General features: G+C 45.6%; 4 protein-coding genes and 1 riboswitch. All 4 genes read left to right on the top strand.

Annotation, left to right across the window (positions count from 1 at the left end; genetic code table 11):
- Window positions 1–169: 169 nt before the first annotated feature.
- Window positions 170–271: riboswitch (SAM riboswitch) on the top strand.
- Between the two features lie 53 nt (window positions 272–324).
- The 4 genes from M3200_RS05325 to M3200_RS05310 all read left to right on the top strand — a co-directional run bounded on the left by M3200_RS05325 (window position 325) and on the right by M3200_RS05310 (window position 4,245).
- Complete coding sequence (locus M3200_RS05325; protein WP_022382516.1) at window positions 325–1,365, top strand: methionine ABC transporter ATP-binding protein; 1,041 nt, start codon at window positions 325–327, stop codon at window positions 1,363–1,365.
- Window positions 1,346–1,999, top strand: a complete 654-nt coding sequence (locus tag M3200_RS05320; RefSeq protein WP_022382515.1) for a methionine ABC transporter permease — start codon at window positions 1,346–1,348, stop codon at window positions 1,997–1,999. The genes M3200_RS05325 and M3200_RS05320 overlap by 20 nt, the downstream gene beginning before the upstream one ends.
- Before the next feature lie 77 nt (window positions 2,000–2,076).
- Entirely contained in the window at window positions 2,077–2,919 is an 843-nt protein-coding gene (locus M3200_RS05315) for a MetQ/NlpA family ABC transporter substrate-binding protein (RefSeq protein WP_022382514.1), read from the top strand.
- A gap of 123 nt (window positions 2,920–3,042) precedes the next feature.
- Complete coding sequence (locus M3200_RS05310) at window positions 3,043–4,245, top strand: MFS transporter (RefSeq protein WP_022382513.1); 1,203 nt, start codon at window positions 3,043–3,045, stop codon at window positions 4,243–4,245.
- Window positions 4,246–4,276: the final 31 nt, after the last annotated feature.

Here is a 4,276-nt window from a genome sequence, read left to right as displayed (position 1 = left end):
TACCGATTTACACAAACTATTTTACACTCCCTTTCTTTTATGCCGAAAAGCCTTATTTACCGTGCATCTTATTTTAATAAATACTATTGACAAGGAAATCTATACAGAGTACTATAAACACAATCGATTAAAGTCAAACTAGTTTACCATCTAGTTAATTTAATAATCTTATTCATCATGAGTGACGGAGGGACTGGCCCATTGAAGTCACGGCAACCATTCTTAATGAAACGGTGCCAATTCCAGCGAGTAAAATCTCGAAAGATGATGTCACAAGCTTTCATCTTTCGATGAAAGTTTTTTAATTTCAGGGAGGAGACCCCCATGATTGAACTGAAACATATAACTAAAGTATATGACAATAATTACAGGGCACTCGATGATATCAATCTCACTATCAGAGACGGCGAAATTTTTGGAATCATAGGACAGTCCGGTGCCGGAAAATCAACACTCGTCCGCTGCATCAATATGCTTGAACCTCCGTCTTCCGGAGAGGTCATCATCAACGGGAAGGATATGACAAAGCTCAGCAGTTCCGAGCTGCGCAAAGAACGCAAAAACATCGGAATGATCTTCCAGCATTTCAACCTTCTCTCCAACAGAACCGTTGCCCAGAATGTTGCTTTCCCGCTTGAACTTGCCAATGTGCCGAAAGCGGAACAGAAAAAAAGGATTGATGACATCCTTGAACTTGTAGGGCTTACCAGCTACAAGGACAAGTATCCGTCCCAGCTTTCCGGCGGACAGAAGCAGAGAGTCGGCATTGCAAGAGCCGTCGTATCCAACCCCTCTGTACTGCTTTCGGATGAAGCGACAAGCGCACTTGATCCGGAAACTGTAAAATCCATCCTCGAGCTTCTGAAAGACATCAATAAGAAGCTGAATATCACAATCATCATGATTGCTCATCAGATGGAAGTCATCAAGGAAATCTGCGAACGCGTCGCAGTCATCGAACATGGAAAAATCATTGAACAGGGTTCGACTGTCGATCTCTTCACGAATCCCCAGACTGAAACGCTGAAGAAATTTATCGGAACCGTCATGTCCACGGAAGTTCCGGAGCAGTTGTCCCATATGAATATCCATAAAGACAAAGAAAAGGAAGACGATCAGACAATCATCAGCCTTTCCTTCCGCGGGGACGTCACAAACGAGCCGATCATTGCAAACCTGATCCGCAAGTACAACCTGGATGTCAGCATCCTTTATGGATCGATCGATTATATTCAGGACGTATCCTTCGGACGTCTGATCATCATGATCGACGGCCATGAAGATGACATGATCAATGCATTAAGCCATTTGAAATCATTACCAATCACAAGCGAGGTGTTAGGCTATGTCTCCAGTAATCACTAATTTGCTTTTCAAAAGTCTGGCGGAAACATTGTACATGCTTTCCGTTTCAGCCATTATCGCAGCCATTATCGGAATACCGCTTGGCATCCTGCTCGTAGTCACTGAGAAGAACGGAATTCTCGTTTGCCCGGTACTCAATAAGCCGCTGGCATTTGCCATCAACATGGTCCGTTCCATTCCATTCATCATTTTGATGGTTGCCATCATTCCTTTTACAAGAATGGTAGCCGGTACCTCCATCGGTACTACAGCAGCTATTGTTCCTCTGACAATTGCCGCTATTCCATATACGGCAAGAATGGTGGAAACTTCCATCCGTGAAATTCCCTTCGGCCTTATTGAAGCAGCTGAATCCATGGGAGCCTCCCCCTATCAGATCATAAAGAAGGTCCTGATTCCTGAAGCTCTTCCATCGATTATAGAAAACATGACAGTTGTCATCGTATCCCTGATCGGTTCCTCCGCTATGGCAGGCACCATTGGCGGCGGCGGTCTCGGCGACCTTGCCATCCGCTACGGTTATCAGAGATTCCAGGCTGATGTCATGATTGCAACAATCATTGTATTGATCATCATCGTACAGCTTATCCAGTTCATCGGAAGCACATGGTCAAGAAAGACCGACAAACGTTAATCACCGGAATGGATGGAATTATCCGTCAAATCCCATTTCCGGAATTATAAATTCAAAAGAGAAAGGAAGTTTTGCTTATGTTAAAGAAACTGATTATCACCGGCCTTTGCGCACTCTCCGCAGCAGCAGTCATCACCGGCTGCGGTTCCGACGCTAAGCCGGCAGCATCCTCTGCCCAGTCTGCTCCTGCAGAAAAGAAGGAAATTACGGTTGGTGCAACAGCCGGCCCGCACGCTGAGGTTGTTGAAGCAGCTGCCAAAGAAGCTGAAAAGAACGGCCTTAAGGTCAATGTAAAGGAATTCTCTGACTACATTACCCCGGATCAGGCACTTGCTGACGGAGATCTTGATCTCGTAGTTTACCAGCATGAACCATTCCTGAACAACTTCAATAAGCAGCACAACACAAACCTCGTTCCGATTGGAAAAGCCATCCTGATGCGCATGGGCATTTACTCCAACAAGTACAAGGATGTCAAGGATATTCCTGACGGCGCTACCATTTCCATTCCTAACGATTCGACAAATGAAGGACGCGGACTCCAGCTTCTTGAAAAAGCCGGCCTGATCAAGCTCAAGGAAGGCGTAGGCATGAAAGCTACTCCTGCAGACGTTACGGAAAACCCGAAGCATCTGAAATTCAATGAACTGGAAGCCGCTCAGCTCCCAAGAAGCCTTGACGATGTTGCTGCTTCTGTCATTACAATGAACTATGTCATGAGCGCAGGCCTGTCTCCAAAGGATCAGGGCATCTTCCTTGAATCCAAGGACACCCCGCTTGCTGTCATGATTATTGCTGCCAGAGATAAAGACAAGAATCAGCCTGCTTACAAGAAATTCGTACAGGCTTACCAGTCTGATGCAGTCAAGAAATTCATTGCAGAAAAATATAAAGGAACCATTGAACCAGCCTGGGATTAATGGGCTTACCTCAAAGGATGATGCGCCTGCATCATCCTTTTTTATTGCAGGTCTCCTTTTGCTGTCTTTGACCTATCCATTCATGATATAGTTAATACGTAGACATCTTGCAAGGAGCTCCTTATGAAAATTACAACCTTATTCCCTGCCCTGGGTGTAAAGAACTACAGAGTATTCTGGATTACGCAGTGGATTGCGCTCATCGGTTTCTGGCTGCAGCTGACGACACAGCAGTGGCTCGTATATAAGATGACCGATTCTGCCTTTCTTTTAGGCCTTTTATCTGCATGCCAGTTCACCCCCTCCCTTCTATTCACACTGGGAACGGGGCTTTGGATCGATCATCACAACAAGAGAAAAATACTGATGGGAACACAGTCCCTCTATATGCTGCAGGCACTTCTTTTAGGCCTGCTCCTTCTCTCCGGGCATGAAACGTATGGATGGCTTTTATTCTTTGCCTTTTTTCTGGGAACGATCGATGCCTTCGATATGCCTGCCCGCATGGCTTTCATGCCTGAATTGGTAGGAAAAGAAGCACTTCATAGTGCAGTCAGTTTGAACTCGACCAATTTCAATATCACCAGAATGGTGGGCCCGCTGCTTGCCGCTTTTCTTCTGAACTATCTCTCTTACAGTGATATTTTCTTCCTTAATGCGGTTTCTCTCATCCCTATACTCTTTGCCTATGCCAAAATGAACGTGAATACTCCCGTCATTCAGGAAACCAATAAAAAACCGCTTCATGAAATCCGCGAGGGTATTTCCGAGGCACGAAAGAATCCGATTATTTTCGGCAATCTTCTGGCAGCCGGAATCGTAAGCAGTCTGATCCTGAATATGGGTACTTACGGACCGCTCTTTGCAGACAGGGTACTTCACAAAGGACTTGATGGATTCGGATCCATTCTCTTTGCCGCAGGGGCCGGTTCCATGGCAAGCGGAATACTATCTGCCACATCCAGCACACATTATTCACAGCGGTTCATATTTACTGCAGCCGGCTTATGCGGCCTTCTCCTTATGGCCGTCAGCTACATTTTCTGGACAATCCCAGCGCTTTTCATGTTCGCCCTGCTCGGTTTTGCTACCATTCTCTTCATGGTAAACTGCAATACGGCAATCCAGATGGCATCTCCCCCTGAATACCTGGGAAGAATCATGGGCCTTTATACCTTTGTATTCCTTGGGAGCGCACCATTTGGTTCTCTCCTCGTCAGTGCAATCATTGAGTACATGGGAACCTCTTTAGGACTTGCCATCGTAGGTCTTTTTGAAATCATACTTATACTGCTCACAGCAAAAACTTATTCCAAGCAAAAATAAAAAGGGGCTGTGACAAAATCCACTAAAGTGC

The sequence above is a fragment of the Dialister sp. CAG:357 genome (genome assembly GCF_000435155.1).
Lineage (GTDB): Bacteria > Bacillota > Negativicutes > Veillonellales > Dialisteraceae > Dialister > Dialister hominis.
The sequence above is the reverse complement of the archived record's forward strand: the minus strand, read 5'-3'. Positions and strand labels throughout refer to the sequence as shown.

Bases quoted from the DNA above. Each gene is read 5' to 3' on its own strand.
- M3200_RS05310 (WP_022382513.1), top strand. From the start codon at position 3,043: ATGAAAATTACAACCTTATTCCCTGCCCTGGGTGTAAAGAACTACAGA.
- M3200_RS05315 (WP_022382514.1), top strand. From the start codon at position 2,077: ATGTTAAAGAAACTGATTATCACCGGCCTTTGCGCACTCTCCGCAGCA.
- M3200_RS05325 (WP_022382516.1), top strand. From the start codon at position 325: ATGATTGAACTGAAACATATAACTAAAGTATATGACAATAATTACAGG.
- M3200_RS05320 (WP_022382515.1), top strand. From the start codon at position 1,346: ATGTCTCCAGTAATCACTAATTTGCTTTTCAAAAGTCTGGCGGAAACA.